We start from the raw sequence: 19,930 nt of genomic DNA on the forward strand, positions 1-19,930 counted from the left end.
GGGAGAACATCCGGCCGGTATGGCTTGATTACTTGACGACCGGCGGTTCTTCGAACGTGTGGAACGGTGCCGGCGACGGCACGGTCCACTCGAGGCCTTCCGCGCCATCCCACGGCTTGTCGCTGGCGGCCTGGCCGCCACGGTACGACGGCAGCACCACGCAGAAGAAGAAGTACACCTGCATCAGGCCGAAGCCCAGCGCACCGATCGATGCGATCGCGTTGAAGTCCGTGAACTGGGTCGGGTAGTCCGCGTAGCGACGCGGCATGCCGGCCAGGCCCAGGAAGTGCATCGGGAAGAACGTCACGTTGAAGAAGATCAGCGAGCCCCAGAAATGGATCTTGCCGCGCATCTCGTCATACATGAACCCGCTCCACTTCGGACCCCAGTAGTAGAAGCCCGCGAACAGCGCGAACAGCGAGCCCGCCACCAGCACGTAGTGGAAGTGCGCCACGATGAAGTAGGTGTCCTGGAGCTGGATGTCGATCGGTGCAACAGCCGGCATCAGGCCCGTGAAGCCGCCGATCGTGAACACGAAGATGAAGCCGATCGCGAACAGCATCGGGGTCTCGAACGTCATCGAGCCGCGCCACATCGTGGCGATCCAGTTGAAGATCTTCACGGCCGTCGGCACCGCGATCAGCATCGTCGCGTACATGAAGAACAGCTGGCCCGTCACCGGCATGCCCGTGGTGAACATGTGGTGTGCCCACACGATGAACGACAGAATCGCGATCGAGGCCGTGGCGTACACCATCGAGCTGTAGCCGAACAGGCGCTTGCGCGCGAAGGTCGGCACGACGTGCGAGATGATCCCGAACGCCGGCAAGATCATGATGTAGACCTCGGGGTGCCCGAAGAACCAGAAGATGTGCTGGTACATCACCGGGTCACCACCACCGGCGGCCGAGAAGAAGCTCGTGCCGAAGTGGCGGTCGGTCAGCACCATCGTGATCGCGCCAGCCAGCACCGGCATCACGGCGATCAGCAGGTAGGCGGTGATCAGCCACGTCCAGCAGAACATCGGCATCTTCATCAGCGTCATGCCAGGCGCGCGCATGTTGAGGATGGTCACGATGATGTTGATCGAGCCCATGATCGACGACGCGCCCATGATGTGCATGGCGAAAATGGCCATGTCCATGCCCGGGCCCATCTGCACCGACAGCGGCGCGTAGAGCGTCCAGCCCGCGGCGGTGGCGCCGCCCGGCACGAAGAACGAGCCGACCAGCAGCATCGCGGCCGGCGGCATCAGCCAGAAGCTGAAGTTGTTCATGCGTGCGAACGCCATGTCCGACGCGCCGATCTGCAGCGGGATCATCCAGTTCGCGAAGCCGACGAACGCCGGCATGATCGCGCCGAACACCATGATCAGGCCATGCATCGTGGTGAACTGGTTGAACAGTTCGGGGCGGAAGAACTGCAGGCCCGGCTCGAACAGCTCCAGGCGGATCAGCAGCGCCAGCACGCCGCCCGACAGCAGCATCGTGAACGAGAACAGCAGGTACAGCGTACCGATGTCCTTGTGGTTGGTCGCAAACAGCCAGCGGCGCCAGCCATGCGGGTGATCGTGCGCATGATCGTGATCGTGCGCGTGGTCGTGCGGATGGCCCAGTGTCTCCGGGGTAGCGCTACTCATCGCAATGACTCCATCAATTCCTGAATGCGGGGCTGCCGCGGGTCAGCCTGCGACGCGGTTGCCCGCGAGGCTGGCCTGCTTTTCGGGGGTGGCGGCGGGCGTGGCTGCCTTGGGAGCGGCATCGCCTGCGCCGGTTTGTGCGCCGCCGCCTTCCGGGAACTTGCCCGTGCGGGCGTTCGCGAAGTCGGACGGCTGGATCACTTCACCGGTCTTGTTGCCCCAGCTATTGCGCGTGTACGTCATGGCCGCAGCCAGGTCCGTATCGGAGAGCTGCTTCCACGACGGCATGCCGTTGCGGCCTTCCAGCAGCACGTGCATCTGGCCGGCCTTCGGGCCGTTGACGACCTTCGAGCCGTCCAGCGCCGGGAACGGACCGCCGCCCTTGCCGGTCGGCTGGTGGCAGACCGCGCAGTTGGACGTGTAGACCTTCTCGCCGCGCGCCTTGATTTCGTCGAGCGTCCAGACCTTGTTGGGGTCGTCCGCGGCGGCGGCCAGCGCCTTCTTCTTTTCGTCCACCCACTTCGTGTAGTCGGCGTCGGACACCACGCGCACCACGATCGGCATGAACGCGTGTTCCTTGCCGCACAGTTCGGCGCACTGGCCGCGGTAGATGCCGGTCTTCTCGGCACGGAACCACGTGTCGCGCACGAAGCCCGGGATCGCGTCCTGCTTGACGCCGAACGCCGGGATCATCCAGGCGTGGATCACGTCATTGGCAGTGGTGACGATGCGGATCTTCTTGTTGACGGGCACCACCAGCTCGTTGTCCACCTCCATCAGGTAGGTGTTCGACTTTTCCTGCTGGTTGTTGATCTGCTCGCGCGGCGTGGTCAGCGTGGACACGAACGAGATGCCCTCGCCCTGGCCCTTGAGGTAGTCGTAACCCCACTTCCACTGGTAGCCGGTGGCCTTGATCGTGATGTCGGAGTTCGTGGTGTCCTTCATCGCCACCACCGTCTTGGTGGCCGGCAGCGCCATGGCGATCACGATCAGGAACGGCACGATCGTCCAGACCACTTCCACTGTGATGCTCTCGTGGAACGAGGCTGCCTTCGCACCCTTGCTCTTCCGGTGCTTGAAGATGGAATAGAACATCACGCCGAACACGGCGACAAAGATCACCGTGCAGATGATCAGCATCATCCAGTTCAGCCAGTGAATCTGTTCGGCGATTTTTGTAACGGGTTCGGCCAGGTTGAGCTGTCGGACGGCGGGGCCGCCTGGCATGTCACTGACCGCGGAGGCCGCCTGGCTGACAAGCAGGGACGCGCCTGCCAGACATGCTGCGGATGCCTTCTTCCACATTTTCATTGTTTATCTACCCAATTTACAGATTCAAATCTGTCCCCGCCCTGCCCTGCGCCATGTCCGTTCAGACACGTTGCAGGGCCGCTGCGAGTTCCTGCGCGAACTTGCGCCGCCGGTACGGGACCAGATACGACCCGACCTGCACGGTGCGCTTGTCCGACCGCAAGACCACCAGCGCCCGGAACGATTCACCCAGTTCAACCCGCACCCAGCGCGGGTTGAATACTTCCCGCGTGATCCGGCTGGCGCTGGCTGTCTCCACGACCAGCATGCCGTCGGTCAAACTCACGCGTTCATAATCCGCCGCATGGCGCGCATGCACCAGCAGGGCAATCCCCAGCCCGAGCAATTCCAGGCCGGCAAACGGCAACACAAGCCAGGCCCCCTGCCACGCGACAAGAAACCCCGCGATAGCAGTCGAGAAACATACGATGGAGAAGTAGAACCAGCCGACCTGGCGTGGAGAGAGCGAGCAATTCCGCTTCATCAGCCAGTCGTAGTTCGGCATGGGGGCGCGTCCGTCGGGATTTCCGCCGGAGTCACCAACTGCCGTCTGGAACGCGATACCCAAGTCTTGCATCGCCAACCACTCCGCATCGGATGCACACCCGGGACGAATTGCGCCGAAGGGTTGCACGTGCGAAGTGCATGCCTGAGGCGTCTTGTGCCAGGGGACCACTGCGACAAACTGGCGCATTATATGGCGCTTCGCATACCTGAACAAGGTAGGATTTGACCGAAGTGCTTGCCAGCTTCAAGTTTTTGTGCATTGTCCGTGCGACCCCAATTGACAACACAATCGGCGCGCCGAAATTGTTGCGCAACCATGCCCGGCGCCGCATTCAGGGGCGCGGTTTTGCGCGTCCGATGCTGTCGACCGGCACGACTGCGCGGCCCTGATCGTCGGTGGCCTGCCTGCCGCGCGGCGCAAGCTTCCATGCGTGGCCGTAGACAATTTCGAACGTCAATGGAATCACGCCGTCGGCGTTGCGCTGGCGATCGAGCGCGGCCAGCACGGCGCGGTGCCAGCGCCTGCCGCGCAGCCCCGCCGGCCCCGGCCTGCGCAGGCCGCCGAAGCTCTGCACTTCGCGCAGCAGCGTCTCGGCCGATTCGTAGGTGACGGTCAGCGTTTCCATGTCCATCACGGGCGTGGACCAGCCGCTGTGCACGAGCATGTCGCCAATGTCATGCATATCGACAAAGCGCAGCGTGTGCGCGTCGAGATCGACATCGGCAAACGCCGTGCGCAGTTCCTTTAGCGTGTCGGGACCAAACAGCGAGAACATCACGAGCCCCTCGTCGCTGGTCACGCGATGCCATTCGGGAAATACGCGATGCGGCTCCGGGTGCCAGTGCAACGCCAGGTTCGACCACAGCAGATCGAAGCTGGCGGCGCCGAACGGCAATGTGGCAAGATCGCCCTGCACCAGGTCGAACATCGGCCGCTTGCCAAGCAGGCGCCCGATCCATCCGGGCCGCCGCTGCGGATCGCGCTGGCCGGCCTGTTGCAGCATCGCGCCGGATATGTCGAGACCGGCGATCTGGGCGTCGGGAAAGCGTGCGCGCAATCCCGCCAGGCCCTGCCCGTGGCCGCAGCCGATATCGAGCGCGCGGCGCGGCGTCAGCTTGATCACCTCCATCCGTTCCTGCATGCGCTGCCCGATCTCGCCCAGCAGGAAATCAAGCTGGCCGAACCGGGCGCTACGGCGGTCAAAGGCAAGCCGGGTCAGCCGCGCGGGCGGCAACCAGGCATCTGGGGAATCGGTGACATGCAGGGACACGGACAGAAGGGGCGGAATCAGTGGGATCGGCAGGCGGTGCGGCATTGTGTCGCACCCCCGGGGCAGCCGGCCGCGAGCGGCGGGCCAACAGAAACAACAGGAAGCGAAGTATACGCGCCTGCCCGGCCGCTCGCCGGGCGTGCCCTCGGGGCCGCCCGCGGGGTAGCCCACGGGGTTGCCCATCTATGGTCCGCGCTGCTGCCGTCGGCGTGCCTGATCTGCGCGAAGGTCCAGCGCGATGTGGTCTGCGCGGGCTGCACCCGGTCACTGCTGCAAACCGTGCCGCGCTGCCCGCGCTGTGCCATGCCTGGCACATTGCCGGGGCAATGTGACGCCTGTGTCTGTGATAACCCCGGCGATAGCCCCGGCGACCGCCCCGGCAATGCCCCCATCGACGCCACCCTGACACTCGGAGACTACGTCGAGCCGTTCGACAGGCTGGTACTGCAGCTCAAGTTCGGCGGGCGGCTGCCCGCGGCGGGCTGGATCGCCGCGCAGTTGGCGGCGCGGATGCAATCGTCCGGCTGCAGGCCGGACCTGCTGGTGCCGGTTCCGCTGGCGCCGGCGCGGCTGACCGAGCGAGGCTTCAACCAGGCCTGGGAGATCGCCCGCCCGCTTGCGCGGCAGCTTGGCGTCGCGGCATCGCCCACGCTGCTGGCCCGGCAGCGCGATACGGTCAGCCAGCGCGCGCTCGATCTGCCCGCGCGGCAGGCAAACCTGCACGATGCATTCGTCGTGGCCGATCCGCACCGGCTCGACGGCCTGCATATCGGGCTGGTCGACGATGTCATGACCACCGGCGCCACGCTGCGCGAAGCGGCGCGCGTGCTGAAAGCGCATGGCGCCGCACGGGTCACCGCACTGCCGGCGCTGCGCACGCCGTGACACTGGCGGCCGTAAGCGGTAAGCTGCGCTCCGGTTTTTGCATATCCCGCCCATGTTCAACGTCGTCCTTGTCGAACCCGAAATCCCGCCGAATACAGGCAATGTGATTCGCCTGTGTGCCAACACGGGCGCACAGCTTCACCTGGTCAAACCACTGGGATTTCCGCTGGAGGATGCCCGCATGCGGCGCGCGGGGCTCGATTATCACGAGTACGCGACGATGCGCGTGCATGAAAGCTGGGACGCATTGATGACCGCCGAACAGCCAGACCCGACGCGCATGTTCGCGCTGACCACGCACGGCTCCACGCCGTTTGGCCAGGTCAGCTTTGCTCCGGGCGACTGGTTCGTGTTCGGCTCGGAAACGCGCGGCCTTGCCCCGGAACGCCGCGAGTGGTTCCCGCCCGCGCAGCGCATCCGCCTGCCGATGCGCCCCAACAACCGCAGCCTGAACCTGTCGAACACGGTGGCTGTGGTCGTGTTCGAGGCGTGGCGCCAGAACGGATTTGCGGGCGGCGCCTGATTCAGCCCGCTAGCCTTCCGGCTGCACGCCGGCTGCGCGGATCACCTTGTCCCAGCGCACCTTCTCGCTGGCCATGGTCTCTCGCAGCGAAGCCGGCGCAGTACCTGCAGGCACGAAATACTGCGCGCGCATCTTTTCACGGACGTCGTCGCTGCCGATGATCCGCACCAGTTCGCGGTAGAGCCGGTCGATGATCGGCGCCGGCGTCCCGGCCGGGGCCAGGATCGCCTGCCATGAGATCGCCTCGAAGCCCGGGTAGCCCGATTCGGCCACGGTCGGAATCGACGGCAGCAGCGAAGTCCGGCCCGTGCTGGTCACGGCCAGGATGCGCAGCTTGCCGGCGTTGACCATCGGCATGGCAATCGCCGGCACCATGAATCCGGCCTGCACCTGGCCGCCCACCATCGCCGTGGTGATCTGCGGAAAGCCCGGATACGGCACGTGCTGCAGATCGATGCCCGCCATCGCCTTCAACTGCTCCATCGCCAGATGCGCGGCACTGCCGTTGCCGACCGAGCCATAGTTCAGCGCGCCCGGCTTTGACTTGGCCAACGCAACGAACTCGCGCAGCGTGTGCACGGGCAGCCGCGCGTCCACCACCAGCACGTTCGGTGAAGTGGCCACCAGCGTGACGGGCGCAAGCTGCTTCACGGGGTCATAGCTCAGATGGCGATACAGCGACGGCGCCGTGACGAGCGGGCCGTTGATCGTGAACAGCAGCGTATAGCCATCCGGCGCGGCCTTGGCGACCGCACCGGTGCCGATATTGCCGCCCGCACCGGGGCGATTTTCGACAACCACCGGCTGGCCCAGCACCGTGGCGAGCTTCTCAGTGACGATGCGTGCGATCAGGTCCGGCGAGGAGCCGGGCGGGAACGGCACAATCATGCGGATCGGCCTGGCGGGCCAGGTGTCGGCGCGGGTGACAGCGGGCCAGGTGGCGGCTGCGCCTGAGGCAATGAGGGCGCGGATGACTTGGCGGCGAGTGGTCATGAAGTGGTTGGCATTGGATGCGCTGGCCCTCTTCCCCAGCCCCTCCTGCAAGCGGGAGAGGGGAGCGAACCCGAGGCGTTTTATATGTCGTCGGTGTTCTCCCCTCTCCCGCGCGCGGGAGAGGGGTCGGGGGAGAGGGCCAGCGGTTGGCGTGCGATAGCGTTACTCGTCCCGCGCATCGCGTTGAAGCAACTGCGCGACCGCATCGGCAACCGGCAAACCCTCGAACAGCACGGCACACACGGCTCGCGTGATCGGCATTTCCACGCCGACACGCGCCGCCAGCGCGGCCACGGCCTGCGCGCAGCGCACGCCTTCGGCCACGTGGCCGAGGTCGGCCAGGATCTGGTCGAGTGTCTTGCCACCGGCCAGTTGCTGCCCAACCTTGCGATTGCGCGACAGGTCTCCGGTTGCCGTGAGAATCAGGTCGCCCATGCCGGCCAGGCCCATGAAGGTTTCCATGCGGCCGCCGAGCGCAAGGCCCAGCCGCGTCATTTCGGCCAGACCGCGCGTGATCAGCGCCGCGCGCGCGTTAAGGCCGAGCCCGAGCGCGTCACTGGCCCCGGTGGCGATCGCCAGTACATTCTTCACCGCGCCGCCGACTTCGACGCCGATCAGGTCATCGCTGCCATAAATGCGCATCGCGTGGTGGTGAAACGCGGCCTGTGCGCGATCGATCAGTACATGCGCGGTACCGGCCACCGTCAGCGCGCACGGCATACCCTGCGCCACTTCCTTCGCAAAGCTCGGGCCCGTCAGCACGCCGTACTCGATCTCGCCTGGCGCCACGCCAAGCGCGTCCAGTTCTTCGCGCACCATCTGGTGTGGCATCGCATGCGTCTGGGCCTCGAAGCCCTTGCAGAGCCAGAGCATCGCCAGCGGCCCCTTGCGGCGCTGGGCCAGCCGGCGCGCCATCTCGCGCAGGCCCGATACGGGCGTGGCGATGACAATCAGCCCTTCCGGGTCCGACAGCGCGTGATCGACGGCCAGGTCGAAATCAGGCTCGCAGACGAGCTTCTGCGACAGGTTCACGCCAGGCAGATAGGTGGCGTTGATCCCCGTTGCAGCGATGGCGGCAAGCTGCGCCGGATCACGCCCCCAGAGCACCACATCGTGATTGGCGGCAGCGGTGGCTGCATGGCTCGCCAGCGCGGTACCCCATGCGCCGGCGCCGAGAATGGTCAGTTTCATGGCAGGCCTGTGAAGTCAGCGAAAAGCGCTGTCGTCGAGACAGTATGAACTTTGGCGCCCTGCAGAAACACCAAACGGGGCCGAAGCCCCGTTCTGGTGATCCGACAGGCAGTTGCCGATCAGTGGCGGGCCTGGCTGCCGTCAGGCATCACGATGCCCGACTCGCCGCCCTGGCCTTGCGCTTCTTCCATCGCGGCCTGCATGCGTTGCTCGTACAGCGCCTGGAAGTTGATTTCCGACAGGTGGATTGCCTGGAAGCCGGCACGCGTGATCACGTCGGCGATATTGCCGCGCAGGTACGGGTACAGGATGGTCGGGCAGGCGATGCCCAGCAGCGGGTCCAGCTGCTCCACCGGCACGTTGCGGATGTCGAAGATGCCGGCCTGGTGCGCTTCCACCAGGAAAGCCACCTTGTCCTGCACCTTGGTCGTCACGGTGCCGGTAACGACCACTTCGAAGATGCCTTCCTGCAGTTGCGCCGCGCCCACGTTGACCTGGACTTCCACCGACGGCGCTTCCGATTCGAGGAAGATCGCCGGCGAGTTCGGCTGCTCCAGCGACATGTCCTTCAGGTACACGCGCTGAATGTTGAAGAAGGGCTGGTCTTCCTGCTGGGTGGCTTGTTGCTGGTCGCTCATGAAAGGCTTCCGGATTGTTCGGTTTGGGCGCGGTGCGCCATGCGACAGCCAGCGGTGTAGCTCACCCGGCTGCCGGTTGGAAAGCGCATATGGTACATGACGCGGGTAGCGATTTCACCCGGAGCCAATGCAATGGGGTCAGACTTTGATCTCGTCCGCCGGAGGCCGGGTTCAGGCCGCCAGCAGCGGCGCCAGCCCGCCCTGGCGGTCCAGCGCGGAGAGGTCGTCGAATCCGCCGACATGCGTCTCGTCGATGTAGATCTGCGGCACGGTGCGGCGGCCGGTGCGCGTCATCATCTCTTCGCGCCTGCCGGGTTCGCGGTCGATCAGGATCTTCTCGATCGAATCTACGCCACGCTGCTTGAGCAGCCGTTCAGCCATCTGGCAGTAGGGACACACCACCGTGCTGTACATGACGACGCGGGCCATGCGGGATCTCCTTGACTTCAAAACAACGGCGCGGACCGCCCGGGGGCGATTCCGCGCCGCGACTGCATCGATATGGGCCGCCAGCAAAACGATTCTGGCCGCTCCGTTTGGGGCTTTACTTGATGACCGGAAGACCGGCCTGCTGCCAGGCAGCCATGCCGCCCTCCAGCGCGTAGACCTCACTGTACCCGGCTTCCTTCAACGCTGCTTGAGCCTTGCCCGAGCGCTGGCCGTTCTGGCATATCACAATGATCGGGACCGATTTATCCTTTGCAAGACCGCCCGCGCGTGTGCCCAGGTCATCAAGTGGCGCGCTCTTCGCTTGCGGCAGGTGGCCCTTGGCAAATTCGGCGGCGTCGCGGATATCTACCACCACGGCATTGCGCTTGTTGATCAGCTGCGTGGCGGCTACCGCGTTGACGCGCTTGCCGCCCGTACCGCTCTTGATCGTCGGCCAGGCCAGCAGGCCACCGGAGACCACGGCAATGGCGATCAGGGCCAGGTTGTTGTAATCGGTGAAGAAATTCACGTTGGCATTCCGTTGGGTTGGGTCGGCGGCATTATAAAATACGCGGTTTCGCGCCCGCGCCGATATTTGTTTCGGCGCCGCCTGCCACCCCGGCAACCCCGGCCGTGTGGCGGCCAACGCGCAGCGCAGGTCATTTACTCCCTGGAAGCAGCATGTACAAGCTCGTTCTCATCCGCCACGGCGAATCCACGTGGAACCTCGAAAACCGCTTCACCGGCTGGGTCGACGTCGACCTGACCGAAACTGGCGCGGCCCAGGCCAAACAGGCCGGCCAGTTGCTCAAGGAAGCCGGTTTCGCCTTTGATGTGGCCTACACGTCCGTGCTCAAGCGCGCCATCCGCACGCTCTGGCACGTGCAGGACGAAATGGACCAGATGTGGATTCCGGTGCGCAATGAATGGCGCCTGAACGAACGTCACTATGGCGCGCTGGCCGGCCTGAACAAGGCGGAAACGGCCAAGAAGTACGGCGACGAGCAGGTGCTGGTGTGGCGCCGCAGCTACGACACCCCGCCGCCCGCGCTGGAGCCGACCGACGAGCGCGCCTCGTTCAACGACCCGCGCTACGCAAATGTGCCGCGCAAGGACATTCCGCTGACCGAGTGCCTGAAGGATACGGTGGCCCGCGTGCTGCCGCTATGGAACGAATCGATTGCTCCTGACATCAAATCCGGCAAGCGTGTGGTGATCGCCGCCCATGGCAACAGCATCCGCGCGCTCGTGAAGTACCTGGATCAGATCTCGGATGACGACATCGTCGGCCTCAACATTCCCAACGGCACCCCGCTCGTGTACGAGCTGGACGCCGACCTGCGCCCGCTGCGCCACTACTACCTGGGCGACCAGGAAGCCATCGCCGCATCGCTGGCCGCCGTGGCCAGCCAGGGCAAGGCCCGCTGACAGCCGGTGCGCGAGCGCGCCGGCCCGGGCCGCATCCGGGTAGGCGCGCCCCCCCTTTTGTGTGGCCGCCCCCACCATGGAATGGCGGCCCTCAGGTCTTTTTCTCCGCACCCTCTTATACTGTCGGTCAAATCCGCCCCGGGTCGCCCCCTGTCCCGGCACGGACATGACCCTTGCATAATCCTCACACGTTCAGGCTGCCCTCATGCGTAAGACGCTCAAGAACATTAGCCTTGTCTCAATTGGCGTCGTTGCCGGCGTGCTTGCCACGCTGCAGATTTCGGCGACGGCCCAGAATGCTACCGGGCCGCTGCCACTAGACCAGTTGCGGCTGATGGCCGATATCTTCGGGCAGATCAAGCGCGAATATGTGGAACCGGTCGATGACAAGAAGCTGCTGACCGAAGCCATCAAGGGCATGGTCGCCAGCCTCGATCCGCACTCGGCCTACCTTGATGAAAAGGACTTCAAGGAGTTGCAGGAGGGCACGCGCGGGCGCTTTGCCGGCCTGGGCATCGAGATCTCCCAGGAAGAAGGCCTGGTCAAGGTCATCAACCCGATCGAGGACACCCCTGCCTTCCGCGCCGGTATCCAGCCGGGCGACCTGATTACCCGCATTGACGACAAGCCCGTGCGCGGCCTGCCGCTTGAGCAGGCGGTCAAGCGCATGCGCGGCGAGCCGGGCACCAAGGTCACGCTGACCATTTACCGCAAGAGCGAGGAACGCACGTTCCCGGTGTCGATCACTCGCGCGGAAATCCGCGTGCAGTCGGTCAAGACCAAGATGCTCGACAACAACACCATCGCCTGGGTGCGCCTGACCAGCTTCCAGGAACGCACGGTGGCCGACCTGGGCCGTCGCCTGAAGGAGATCGGCGAAAAGAACCCGAACCTGCGCGGCATCATCCTGGACCTGCGCAATAACGGTGGCGGCGTGCTGCAGGGCGCCGTGGGCGTGGCCGCGGCCTTCCTGCCCGAGGACTCGACCGTCGTGTCGACCAACGGCCAGGTGCCCGACGCCAAGCGCGTCTACAAGGCGACGTTCAGCAACTACCGCCTGTCGTCGATCGAGGACGATCCGCTCAAGGACCTGCCGGCGGAGTTCAAGAAGGTGCCGATGATCGTGCTGACCAACGCCTACTCGGCCTCGGCTTCGGAAATCGTGGCTGGCGCGCTGCAGGACCACAAGCGCGCGCTGATCATGGGCAAGACGACGTTCGGCAAGGGTTCGGTCCAGACCGTGCGCCCGCTGACCAACGACACCGGTATCAAGCTGACGATCGCGTACTACTACACGCCGTCGGGCAAGTCGATCCAGGCCAAGGGTATCCGTCCGGATATCCCGGTCGACCAGAACCCCGAAGGTGATCCGGACGATGCGCTGATCACGCGTGAGATCGACACCGAGCGCCACCTGCACAACAAGCAGGAATCGGAAGAGCCGGAAATGAACGAACGCGAGCAGCGCCGTGTGGAAGAACTGCGCCGCCTGGAAGAAGAAAACGCCAAGAAGACTCCGGAAGAGCGCGAGAAGGAACGCAAGAAGAAGCCGGTGGAGTTCGGCACGGCCGACGACTTCATGCTGCAGCAGGCCATCGCGCAACTCGATGGCAAGCCGGTGCAACGTTCGAAGTCGCGCCTGGAAGCCACGGGCAGCGCCGGCAAGCCGGACAGCACCGACGATCCGAAGCCGGCCAGCAAGGCTCCGGCCAAGCCGGCAGCCAAGCCGGCCCCGGCGAAGCCTTCGAGCCAGCCGCCCGCGAGCGCCCCGATCGGCGACCCGCTGGGTACGCCGACCGGCAAGAAGTAATGCGGTAACGGAGCGCGCGCAGCGCCAGTCGGCGCGGCGCTCTCCCGATCCAGTCCTGCGGCCCGCGGTATTGCACCGACGGGCCGCTTTAGTTTCCGCCTTTCTGTATCCACGGGGACCATGAACGACGATCAGCTTTTGCGCTACTCGCGCCATATCCTGCTGGACGAGCTCGGCATCGAGGGCCAGGAGCGCCTGCTGGCCGGCCATGCGCTGGTGATCGGCGCGGGCGGGCTTGGCGCGGCCGCCCTGCCGTATCTGGCATCGGCCGGCGTAGGCAGGATCACGATTGTTGACAACGACGATGTCGACCTGACCAACCTGCAGCGCCAGATCCTGCACACCACGGCCAATGTCGGGCGGCTCAAGGTTGAGTCGGCCAGGGAGGGATTGCTGCGCATCAACCCGGACATCGACATCACGCTGGTGCCGCAACGCGTGGGCGATGTGGAACTCGATGCGCTGGTCGCCCGGGCCGATGTGGTGCTGGACTGTTGCGACAACTTCTCCACGCGCCAGGCCGTGAACCGCGCCTGCCTGAAGCACCGCAAGCCGCTGGTGTCAGGCGCCGCGCTGCGCTTCGACGGCCAGGTGAGCGTGTTCGACCTGCGCCACGCCGATGCGCCGTGCTACGGCTGTCTGTTCCCGCCGTCCGAGCCAGCCCCGGAAACCGCCTGCGCCACGATGGGCGTATTCGCGCCGCTGGTTGGCATGATCGGCACGGTGCAGGCCGCGGAAGCGTTGAAACTGCTGGCAGGGGTGGGCGAAACGCTGGCCGGCCGCCTGCTGATGGTCGATGCGATGACGATGGAATGGACGACGATGCGCCTGGCCCGTGCGCCAGATTGCGAGGTTTGCGGCGCCCATTGCTGAGCGCCGCCGGGCATCGCCGCCGCTGGCGGGCTTACTGCTCGCCAGGTGCCATCTGCGACTGCAGGTAGTTCTGCAGGCCGACCTTGTCGATCAGGTCGATCTGCGTCTCCAGGTACTCGATGTGTTCCTCGGTATCCGTGAGGATATCGACCAGGATTTCGCGGCTGACGTAGTCGCCCACCGATTCGCAGTAGGCGATGCCTTCCTTGACGGTAGCGTGCGCGGTCTGCTCGAGCTTCAGGTCGCACTTGAGCATCTCGGGCGTGTCCTCGCCAAGCAGCAGCTTGTGCAGGTCCTGCAGGTTGGGCAGGCCGTCCAGCATCAGGATGCGGTCGATCAGGCGGTCGGCATGCTTCATTTCGCCGATCGACTCCTTGTACTCGACGTCGCCGAGCTTCTTCAGCCCCCAGTGGCGGTACATGCGAGCATGCAGGAAGTATTGGTTGATCGCGGTGAGCTCGTTCTTGAGCTGCGCGTTCAGATGCTGGATGACCTTCTTGTCACCTTTCATTCAGGGCTCCTGTTGCAAACGACAGCGAGCCCGGCAGCGGGCACGAATGTGCAAGTCACAAATGCAAGAAAGCGCGCCCGCGGACGTAAGTCCGAGGCGCGCTCTCAATGCACGCGTTCTTGGGTAATTCAGCGGTATCTGAATCAGGCAACCAGCGCGGTGCGCCGATCGTTCGCGACTGCCGGGTCCCGAGCGTCCATTATGGCATGTGACGCAGCAGGCGAACAGGCCGAAATCTCGACCACCTGGATGGTGGAAATGCTGGAGGACTTCATGTTCCTGACGGCGGCCACACCTTCGCACAGCACTTGTTGCGCGCACTCGCGGCAACGGCCGCAGCATGTCCCGACGCCGAGCGTTTCTGCCAGCTCATCCATCGTCGACACGCCGAGATGGGCGGCGCCGTGGATCTCATGATCGGTGACCTGGTTGCAGATGCAGACGTACACAAAAGCCTCCTTGGGGGCGGCGTCGGCACCGGCATGCCGTACGCGATGAGAGGCAGAATAACAGAGATCGAAAATGATAACAATTCCCATTAAATCACATGGGGCTTATCCAGCCTACGTGCCATTTACGAGGGAATTCAGGCAGTGATCACGCCACTTCGCAGGCTGCGAAGTGGCGCATAAGGTGTACGGCTGAAGGCAAGAAACCCTGGGGATCCCAGGGTTTCTTCATGCCGACAACTGCTTCAGCGCGGCCGCCAGTTCATCCGGTTCGTAGCAAGTGAGAATCTGCTCGACAATCTTGCTCAGGCGCCCGCAGTCTGAATGAATGACTTCCTGCTTCACGCGCAGCAATTGGGCCGGGTGCATGGAGAATTCGCGCAGACCCATGCCAAGCAGCAGCCGGGTCATTGCGGGGTCGCCAGCCATTTCTCCGCAGACGGCCACGGGAACGCCCGCGTGGTTGGCCTCGCGGATCGTGCGGGCGACCAGTTGCAGCACGGCTGGGTGCAAAGGATCGTAAAGATGCGCCACGGCATTGTCGGCGCGGTCGATCGCCAGCGTGTACTGGATCAGGTCGTTGGTGCCGATGGACAGGAAGTCCATGCGCCTGAGGAACAGCGGCAGCAGAAGCACGGCCGCCGGGATCTCGATCATCGCGCCAACTTTTACGCCCGGGTCGTACGGCAAGCCGCGTTCGTCGAGTTGCCGCTTGGCCTGTTCGATCAGGTCCAGCGTCTGGTCGATCTCGCTCGCGTGCGCCAGCATCGGGATCAGCAACCGCACCGGACCGAACGCCGACGCCCGCAACAGTGCGCGCAACTGGGTCAGGAACATCGCCGGTTCGGACAGCGACCAGCGGATCGCACGCAGACCGAGCGCAGGGTTCAGCGCCGTTTCAAAATCCACGTCACGGCCATCGAGCGGCTTGTCGGCGCCGATGTCGATCGTGCGAATCGTCACGGGCAACCCGTGCATTGCCTCCACGGCATTGCGGTACGCGTGGAACTGCTCTTCCTCGTCCGGCAGTTCGTCACGGCGATTCATGAACAGGAACTCGGAGCGGAACAGCCCCACCCCGACGGCGCCTGCGGCCAGCGCCGCGCCGGCGTCCTCTGCCATCTCGATATTGGCCAGCAGTTCGATCTCGAGCCCGTCCAGCGTCACCGCCGGCATATGGCGCAGCCGCTGCAGCCGCTTCTTTTCCAGCGCGCGTTCGCTCTGGCGGTGCCGGTATTCCTCGAGGATGATGGCCGACGGATCGACGATCACCAGCCCGGCATCGCCGTCGATGATGATCCAGTCGTCCTGACGGATCAGCTCGCTCGCGCTCTTCACGCCCACGGCGGCGGGAATGTCGAGACTGCGCGCGACGATCGCCGTATGCGACGTGCGGCCACCGAGGTCCGTCACGAAACCGTGGAACACGGTGTGCTTGAACTGGAGCATGTCCGCCGGGCCGATATCGTGGGCCACGACAATCACACCCGGTGCGGCCTCGCCATCGGGAGCCAGTACCGGTACCGGTGCGGGTGCCAGCACGGGCGCGCCGGCCAGCACCTTCAGGATTCGCTCCACCACCTGCTGGATGTCGGCCTTGCGCTCGCGCAGGTACTCGTCCTCGATCTCGTCGAACTGACGCATCAGTTCCTCGAGTCGCGTGGTCAGTGCCCACTCGGCGTTGTAGCGACGCTGGAGAATCAGCTCCTCGGGTTCGCGCGACAACGCCTCGTCGTCGAGGATCATCGCGTGGACATCGAGAAATGCGCCCATTTCCTCGGGCGCATCGCGCGGCAGGTCGCGCTTGAGCGTGATCAGCTCGGCCCGCACGGCTGCGCGCGCCGCGCGCAATCGCTCTACCTCGGCGTCAAGCCGGTCTTCGTCGACCAGGTAGTGCGACACATCCAGCGCAGCCGGCGCAAGGATATGGGCTCGCCCGATGGCGACCCCACGCGAAACCGGAATGCCGTGCAAGGCAAAGGGCATGAACCGCTCCGTCAGGAACGTTTAGAAAAGCCTGTTAGCAGGCCGAACTTCACTCGCCTTCGCCGAAGCGGTTGGCGATCAGCGCCAGCAGCGCGTCCATCGCCTCCTGCTCGTCGGGGCCGTCGGTCTCGATCGTGACCGTCGATCCAATCCCGGCTGCCAGCATCATCACACCCATGATGCTTTTGGCGTCGACCTGGCGGCCGTTACGGGACATCTTGACCTGGCTGTTGAAGCTGCCCGCCAGTTGCGTGAGCTTGGCGGACGCACGGGCATGTAACCCGAGCTTATTGATGATGGTTGTGTCCCTCTGCAGCATATTTGTCGGGATGATTTGCGGTTTGGTTCTGGACTGCGGTCGTGCCAACCTGCAGCACGCCCTGGGCGCCTCCGGCCAGTGCCTTGGTGGCAAGCTGGTCGAGTTTCTCCGTGCGATAGCAGATAGCGCGCACAAGCATCGGCAGGTTGACACCGGCCAGCACCTTGACCCTGCCCGGCTCGGCAAGCCGCGCGGCGATGTTGGCAGGCGTGGCGCCAAAAATGTCGGTCAGCACCAGGGCGCCGTTGTCTTCGCAGACGGCCGCCAGGCGCTTGCGCGCCTCGGCAAGCACCGCTGCGGGGTCGGCATCGGCAATGACGTCGATGGCCTCGAGCCGCTGCGGCTGGCCGCAGTAGACGTGGGCAGCGCAATCGCGTAACGCCGAAGCCAGCGGCGCATGCGCGATGATCAGAATTCCTGCCATGATGGTGAATCCGTTGGACTGCCACGATTGTAGCAGGCAGCCTCAGGGCCTCATTCCAGGTTTCCGGCCGCGCCGGCGACTGTGGCGCCCGAGCATCGGCATCAAGTGCGCTCAGCGGCGATCCGCGGCGACTGCCTGCTCCAGCGCGTCAACGAACATCGCAGCAACGTTGAAGCCCGTCTGCTGGGTGATCTCCTGGAAACAGGTCGGACTCGTCACATTCACTTCGGTCAGATAGTCTCCGATCACATCCAGCCCCACCAGCAACAACCCCTGCTTCCACAGCCCCGGCGCCAGCGTCTCGGCGATCTCGCGATCGCGTGCGCTCAACTCCTGTGCGCGCCCCAGCCCGCCAGCCGCCAGGTTGCCGCGAATTTCGCTGCCCTGCGGGATGCGCGCCAGCGCATAAGGCACCGGCTTGCCGCCAATCAGCAGGATGCGCTTGTCGCCGTCCTTGATGGCCGGGATATAGCGCTGGACCATCAGCGTGCGCGCGCCATCGTTGCCAAGCGTCTCCACGATCGCGCCCAGGTTCATGGCATCGGCGCCCACGCGGAAAATGCCCATGCCGCCCATGCCGTCGAGCGGCTTGACGATGATGTCCTTGTGCTCGGCATGGAACGCGCGGATGCGCCCTGCGTCGCGGGTCACCAGCGTTGGCGTGATGAACTGGGGGTGCTGGCCGATCGCCAGCTTTTCCGAATGATCGCGAATCGCACGCGGCTTGTTGAAGACGCGCGCGCCCTGCGCTTCGGCCAGTTCCAGCAGCCAGGTGCTGGTCACGTACTCCATGTCGAACGGCGGGTCCTTGCGCATGATGACCGCGTCGAACTGGGACAGCGGCGTCAGCGCGGCCTCGCCCAGCCGGTACCAGGCCTGGGCGTCGTCGGTCAGTTCCAGCGGCTGCGCCACGGCTTCCACGACGTTCGCGGACAGCGACAGCTGCGACTGCAGGCAGAAGTACAACTCGTGCCCACGCGCCGCCGCCTCGGTCATCATGGCGAAGGTGGAATCCTTGTACGTCTTGAAGGTCTCCAGCGGGTCGGTAATGAACAGAATGCGCATGGTTGCCAGGGCGTTACGGATCAGATGGTCGGGTTCGGGTCGGTCTTCTCAAGCTCCAGCGATGCGGCCAGCAGCGCCAGCCGCGCCACCACGCCATACATGTAGAAGCGGTTCGGCACGGCCGCGCCGGGCTTGGCATGGCTGTCCGGAATGCCGTTCGGCGCAAAGGCCAGCGGCACGAAGTGCATGCCCGGTGCGTTCAGGTTCTCGTCGTTGCCACGGCCCGTGTGCACGCGGTAGAAGCCGCCCACCACGTAGCGGTCGATCATGTAGACCACCGGCTCGGCCACGGCCTCATTGACCTTCTCAAACGTGTGGACGCCTTCCTGGATGATCACGTCGGAGACCTCGAGGCCTTCCTTCACGACGCTCATCTTGTTCCGTTCCTTGCGGTTCAGGCCCTTTATCTCGGACGGGTCGCGTACGGTCATGATGCCCATGCCGTAGGTGCCCGCGTCGGCCTTCACCACCACGTACGGCGTTTCCTTGATACCGTACTCGCGATACTTCTTCGCAATCTTCTTGAGCACGCCTTCCACGGCATCGGCCAGTTCCTCTTCGCCAATGCGCTCGTGGAAGTTCACACCGGTCGTCCGCGCGAAGTACGGGTTCACCATCCACGGATCGATGTCGATCAGCTTGGCGAACTTCTTGGCAACCTCGTCATAGGCGGCGAAGTGGCTGCTCTTGCGGCGGGTGGACCAGCCGGCATGCAACGGCGGCAGCAGATACTGCTCGTGGATGTTTTCCAGGATCGGGGGGATGCCGGCAGACAGGTCGTTGTTCAGCAGGATCGAACACGGATCGAAGTCCTTGAGGCCCAGCCGGCGACCCTTGGTGCCCAGGCGTGCGAGCGGCTCCACCACCAGCGTCTGGCCGTCGGGCAGCTCGATCGGGGTCGGCTCGGTGATTTCCTCGGACAGCGAACCCAGGCGCACGTTCAGCCCCGCCTGACGCATGATCAGCGACAGCCGCGCCACATTCTGCAGATAGAACATGTTGCGCGTGTGGCGCTCCGGGATCAGCAGCAGGTTCTTGGCGTCCGGGCAGATCTTCTCGATCGCGGCCATGGCGGCCTGGACGGCCAGTGGCAGCATTTCGGGCGCGAGGTTGTTGAAACCGCCTGGAAACAGGTTGGTATCGACCGGCGCCAGCTTGAAGCCGGCGTTGCGCAGGTCTACGGAACAATAGAACGGCGGAGTATGCTCCTGCCATTCCAGCCTGAACCAGCGCTCGATGGACGGGGTGGCGTCCAGGATCTTCTTCTCGAGTTCGAGCAGCGGACCGTTCAGCGCGGTGATGAGATGCGGGACCATATCCATCCTAGAGAATCAGCTTTATTGTCCGCCCCGATTGTAGAGGAACGGCCATGAGGCTGCAGGCGCCCCTTGCATAAGCATATGCAGACGCCAGCATAAGGGATGTCGATATGGGGATGGTTCGTGCAATTCAAAGGCCCGGGGTGACGGCGCCCCGCCCTGGACGAAAAAAAAAGCGCGGCGTGGTGCCGCGCTTTCAAATGGCCTGACAGATACGGGGAGCGTTCTGCAGGTGGAGGAAACTGCCTCACTGGCACTCTATGCCCGCAGCCCCCCAAAGACAATTGAGACTTTTTAAGATCCGATTTAAGCACCCTGCGAATACTGACGGCCGTTTGAAATGCACGTGCGTCAACAAA

At 64.5% G+C, this 19,930-nt stretch carries 21 protein-coding genes; 5 read left to right on the forward strand and 16 right to left on the reverse strand.

Annotation, left to right across the window (positions count from 1 at the left end; translation table 11 throughout):
• Positions 1-28: 28 nt before the first annotated feature.
• The 4 genes from ctaD to B552_RS0114215 all read right to left on the reverse strand — a co-directional run bounded on the left by ctaD (position 29) and on the right by B552_RS0114215 (position 4,773).
• Complete coding sequence (ctaD, locus tag B552_RS0114200; RefSeq protein ID WP_019449693.1) at positions 29-1,639, reverse strand: cytochrome c oxidase subunit I; 1,611 nt, start codon at positions 1,637-1,639, stop codon at positions 29-31.
• A 42-nt stretch (positions 1,640-1,681) separates the two neighbouring features.
• The gene (gene coxB / locus B552_RS0114205; RefSeq protein ID WP_026035653.1) at positions 1,682-2,950 is read right to left on the reverse strand and encodes a cytochrome c oxidase subunit II; all 1,269 of its coding nucleotides are present in this window, start codon (positions 2,948-2,950) and stop codon (positions 1,682-1,684) included.
• Positions 2,951-3,011: 61 nt separating this feature from the next.
• Complete coding sequence (locus B552_RS0114210; RefSeq protein WP_026035654.1) at positions 3,012-3,527, reverse strand: DUF2244 domain-containing protein; 516 nt, start codon at positions 3,525-3,527, stop codon at positions 3,012-3,014.
• 262 nt (positions 3,528-3,789) lie between these two features.
• A complete protein-coding gene (locus tag B552_RS0114215) occupies positions 3,790-4,773 on the reverse strand; it encodes a methyltransferase domain-containing protein (RefSeq protein ID WP_019449696.1) in 984 nt (327 codons plus the stop codon).
• A 258-nt stretch (positions 4,774-5,031) separates the two neighbouring features.
• Here B552_RS0114215 and B552_RS29435 point away from each other — a divergent pair, with 258 nt between their 5' ends.
• Both B552_RS29435 and trmL read left to right on the forward strand, forming a co-directional pair.
• The gene (locus B552_RS29435) at positions 5,032-5,613 is read left to right on the forward strand and encodes a phosphoribosyltransferase family protein (protein ID WP_019449697.1); all 582 of its coding nucleotides are present in this window, start codon (positions 5,032-5,034) and stop codon (positions 5,611-5,613) included.
• Between the two features lie 52 nt (positions 5,614-5,665).
• Entirely contained in the window at positions 5,666-6,136 is a 471-nt protein-coding gene (trmL, locus tag B552_RS0114225) for a tRNA (uridine(34)/cytosine(34)/5-carboxymethylaminomethyluridine(34)-2'-O)-methyltransferase TrmL (RefSeq protein WP_019449698.1), read from the forward strand.
• A gap of 9 nt (positions 6,137-6,145) precedes the next feature.
• On the opposite strand, the gene B552_RS0114230 is transcribed toward trmL, so the two are convergent.
• The 5 genes from B552_RS0114230 to B552_RS0114250 all read right to left on the reverse strand — a co-directional run bounded on the left by B552_RS0114230 (position 6,146) and on the right by B552_RS0114250 (position 9,916).
• Positions 6,146-7,129: a tripartite tricarboxylate transporter substrate binding protein gene (locus tag B552_RS0114230; protein ID WP_019449699.1), complete on the reverse strand. Its 984-nt coding sequence runs from the start codon at positions 7,127-7,129 to the stop codon at positions 6,146-6,148.
• Between the two features lie 162 nt (positions 7,130-7,291).
• Positions 7,292-8,320 carry an NAD(P)H-dependent glycerol-3-phosphate dehydrogenase gene (locus tag B552_RS0114235; protein WP_019449700.1) on the reverse strand — a complete coding sequence of 343 codons (1,029 nt, stop codon included), beginning with the start codon at positions 8,318-8,320 and terminating at the stop codon, positions 7,292-7,294.
• Between the two features lie 119 nt (positions 8,321-8,439).
• Positions 8,440-8,958 carry a protein-export chaperone SecB gene (gene secB / locus B552_RS0114240; protein WP_019449701.1) on the reverse strand — a complete coding sequence of 173 codons (519 nt, stop codon included), beginning with the start codon at positions 8,956-8,958 and terminating at the stop codon, positions 8,440-8,442.
• 171 nt (positions 8,959-9,129) lie between these two features.
• Positions 9,130-9,387: a glutaredoxin 3 gene (gene grxC, locus B552_RS0114245; RefSeq protein WP_019449702.1), complete on the reverse strand. Its 258-nt coding sequence runs from the start codon at positions 9,385-9,387 to the stop codon at positions 9,130-9,132.
• Positions 9,388-9,502: 115 nt separating this feature from the next.
• Positions 9,503-9,916 carry a rhodanese-like domain-containing protein gene (locus B552_RS0114250; protein ID WP_019449703.1) on the reverse strand — a complete coding sequence of 138 codons (414 nt, stop codon included), beginning with the start codon at positions 9,914-9,916 and terminating at the stop codon, positions 9,503-9,505.
• A gap of 152 nt (positions 9,917-10,068) precedes the next feature.
• Between B552_RS0114250 and gpmA the strand changes: the two genes are divergently transcribed.
• The 3 genes from gpmA to moeB all read left to right on the forward strand — a co-directional run bounded on the left by gpmA (position 10,069) and on the right by moeB (position 13,498).
• Positions 10,069-10,815, forward strand: coding sequence for a 2,3-diphosphoglycerate-dependent phosphoglycerate mutase (gene gpmA / locus B552_RS0114255; protein WP_019449704.1), 747 nt, complete (start codon positions 10,069-10,071; stop codon positions 10,813-10,815).
• A 205-nt stretch (positions 10,816-11,020) separates the two neighbouring features.
• Positions 11,021-12,625 (forward strand): S41 family peptidase, encoded by a 1,605-nt coding sequence (locus tag B552_RS0114260; protein WP_019449705.1) that lies wholly within the window; start codon positions 11,021-11,023, stop codon positions 12,623-12,625.
• 120 nt (positions 12,626-12,745) lie between these two features.
• Positions 12,746-13,498: a molybdopterin-synthase adenylyltransferase MoeB gene (gene moeB, locus B552_RS0114265; RefSeq protein ID WP_019449706.1), complete on the forward strand. Its 753-nt coding sequence runs from the start codon at positions 12,746-12,748 to the stop codon at positions 13,496-13,498.
• 31 nt (positions 13,499-13,529) lie between these two features.
• Here the strand turns inward: moeB and bfr are convergent, their stop codons facing one another.
• The 7 genes from bfr to gshA all read right to left on the reverse strand — a co-directional run bounded on the left by bfr (position 13,530) and on the right by gshA (position 19,568).
• Positions 13,530-14,009, reverse strand: coding sequence for a bacterioferritin (bfr, locus tag B552_RS0114270; protein WP_019449707.1), 480 nt, complete (start codon positions 14,007-14,009; stop codon positions 13,530-13,532).
• A 143-nt stretch (positions 14,010-14,152) separates the two neighbouring features.
• A complete protein-coding gene (locus tag B552_RS0114275; RefSeq protein WP_026035656.1) occupies positions 14,153-14,458 on the reverse strand; it encodes a (2Fe-2S)-binding protein in 306 nt (101 codons plus the stop codon).
• Positions 14,459-14,686: 228 nt separating this feature from the next.
• Entirely contained in the window at positions 14,687-16,444 is a 1,758-nt protein-coding gene (gene ptsP / locus B552_RS0114280; protein WP_019449709.1) for a phosphoenolpyruvate--protein phosphotransferase, read from the reverse strand.
• Between the two features lie 49 nt (positions 16,445-16,493).
• On the reverse strand, positions 16,494-16,763 hold the full coding sequence (locus B552_RS0114285; protein ID WP_019449710.1) for an HPr family phosphocarrier protein: 270 nt from the start codon (positions 16,761-16,763) through the stop codon (positions 16,494-16,496).
• Entirely contained in the window at positions 16,732-17,187 is a 456-nt protein-coding gene (locus B552_RS0114290) for a PTS sugar transporter subunit IIA (protein WP_019449711.1), read from the reverse strand. The genes B552_RS0114285 and B552_RS0114290 overlap by 32 nt, the downstream gene beginning before the upstream one ends.
• A gap of 111 nt (positions 17,188-17,298) precedes the next feature.
• Positions 17,299-18,252: a glutathione synthase gene (gene gshB, locus B552_RS0114295; RefSeq protein ID WP_019449712.1), complete on the reverse strand. Its 954-nt coding sequence runs from the start codon at positions 18,250-18,252 to the stop codon at positions 17,299-17,301.
• Between the two features lie 20 nt (positions 18,253-18,272).
• Complete coding sequence (gene gshA / locus B552_RS0114300) at positions 18,273-19,568, reverse strand: glutamate--cysteine ligase (RefSeq protein WP_026035657.1); 1,296 nt, start codon at positions 19,566-19,568, stop codon at positions 18,273-18,275.
• Positions 19,569-19,930 lie beyond the last annotated feature (362 nt).

Origin of the sequence: Cupriavidus sp. BIS7, from assembly GCF_000292345.1 — a bacterium.
In the GTDB taxonomy this organism is placed as follows: domain Bacteria; phylum Pseudomonadota; class Gammaproteobacteria; order Burkholderiales; family Burkholderiaceae; genus Cupriavidus.

Coding starts and splice junctions, on each gene's coding strand:
- ctaD (WP_019449693.1), bottom strand. CDS start 1,639: ATGAGTAGCGCTACCCCGGAGACACTGGGCCATCCGCACGACCACGCG.
- coxB (WP_026035653.1), bottom strand. CDS start 2,950: ATGAAAATGTGGAAGAAGGCATCCGCAGCATGTCTGGCAGGCGCGTCC.
- B552_RS0114210 (WP_026035654.1), bottom strand. CDS start 3,527: ATGCAAGACTTGGGTATCGCGTTCCAGACGGCAGTTGGTGACTCCGGC.
- B552_RS0114215 (WP_019449696.1), bottom strand. CDS start 4,773: ATGCCGCACCGCCTGCCGATCCCACTGATTCCGCCCCTTCTGTCCGTG.
- B552_RS29435 (WP_019449697.1), top strand. CDS start 5,032: ATGCCTGGCACATTGCCGGGGCAATGTGACGCCTGTGTCTGTGATAAC.
- trmL (WP_019449698.1), top strand. CDS start 5,666: ATGTTCAACGTCGTCCTTGTCGAACCCGAAATCCCGCCGAATACAGGC.
- B552_RS0114230 (WP_019449699.1), bottom strand. CDS start 7,129: ATGACCACTCGCCGCCAAGTCATCCGCGCCCTCATTGCCTCAGGCGCA.
- B552_RS0114235 (WP_019449700.1), bottom strand. CDS start 8,320: ATGAAACTGACCATTCTCGGCGCCGGCGCATGGGGTACCGCGCTGGCG.
- secB (WP_019449701.1), bottom strand. CDS start 8,958: ATGAGCGACCAGCAACAAGCCACCCAGCAGGAAGACCAGCCCTTCTTC.
- grxC (WP_019449702.1), bottom strand. CDS start 9,387: ATGGCCCGCGTCGTCATGTACAGCACGGTGGTGTGTCCCTACTGCCAG.
- gpmA (WP_019449704.1), top strand. CDS start 10,069: ATGTACAAGCTCGTTCTCATCCGCCACGGCGAATCCACGTGGAACCTC.
- B552_RS0114260 (WP_019449705.1), top strand. CDS start 11,021: ATGCGTAAGACGCTCAAGAACATTAGCCTTGTCTCAATTGGCGTCGTT.
- moeB (WP_019449706.1), top strand. CDS start 12,746: ATGAACGACGATCAGCTTTTGCGCTACTCGCGCCATATCCTGCTGGAC.
- bfr (WP_019449707.1), bottom strand. CDS start 14,009: ATGAAAGGTGACAAGAAGGTCATCCAGCATCTGAACGCGCAGCTCAAG.
- ptsP (WP_019449709.1), bottom strand. CDS start 16,444: ATGCCCTTTGCCTTGCACGGCATTCCGGTTTCGCGTGGGGTCGCCATC.
- B552_RS0114285 (WP_019449710.1), bottom strand. CDS start 16,763: ATGCTGCAGAGGGACACAACCATCATCAATAAGCTCGGGTTACATGCC.
- B552_RS0114290 (WP_019449711.1), bottom strand. CDS start 17,187: ATGGCAGGAATTCTGATCATCGCGCATGCGCCGCTGGCTTCGGCGTTA.
- gshB (WP_019449712.1), bottom strand. CDS start 18,252: ATGCGCATTCTGTTCATTACCGACCCGCTGGAGACCTTCAAGACGTAC.
- gshA (WP_026035657.1), bottom strand. CDS start 19,568: ATGGTCCCGCATCTCATCACCGCGCTGAACGGTCCGCTGCTCGAACTC.